Annotated in this window: 1 protein-coding gene; it reads right to left on the reverse strand. The window is 22.9% G+C overall.

The annotated features are described in order from the left end of the window. Positions 1-110: 110 nt before the first annotated feature. Positions 111-434 carry a hypothetical protein gene (locus EHU54_RS06065; RefSeq protein WP_114565262.1) on the reverse strand — a complete coding sequence of 108 codons (324 nt, stop codon included), beginning with the start codon at positions 432-434 and terminating at the stop codon, positions 111-113. Positions 435-547: the final 113 nt, after the last annotated feature.

The raw sequence follows: 547 nt of genomic DNA on the forward strand, positions 1-547 counted from the left end.
AAATAAAACACAATTTAAATTCCTTTAATACTAGACTTTTATTAATAATTCCAAAGAAAAAACCCTTTGAAAAGGGTTTTTATTGTTTTACTTTAAAATCAAAGAATGAATTAATTAGTAAAAGCAAAATCACGAACACTATAACGAGTTTTACCAGTAAAATCATTAAAATTCTTTTTATAAGTAATAGTAATTGCTGTAAAGCTTTCAAGATTAAATTCAGCATTTAATTTTTGTGCTAAATCATTTCATACTACACATTGCACTTCTTCACCATTATCTAAAACTCAAAATTCACATAAATCTCTTATTTGTCCATCTTTACTAGTAACTGTTTTTAATTGTGGTTGTTTTGATGCTAATAAAAACTTTTCATCGTTAATAAATTGTTCATTTTTTTTATTAAATCTGTGTTGTGGTTTATTATTATACATTCTTGCTGCCCTCCTTTCTTATTCAAATGAATATCTAAAATCATACTTTAAATTTTAAAAAGAAAAAAAAGGAAGATTTATTATATTGTCATATGAACAACAATATTATATCA

It is taken from the genome of Spiroplasma sp. ald (genome assembly GCF_044714355.1).
Taxonomy (GTDB): Bacteria; Bacillota_I; Bacilli_A; order Mycoplasmatales; family Mycoplasmataceae; genus Spiroplasma; species Spiroplasma phoeniceum.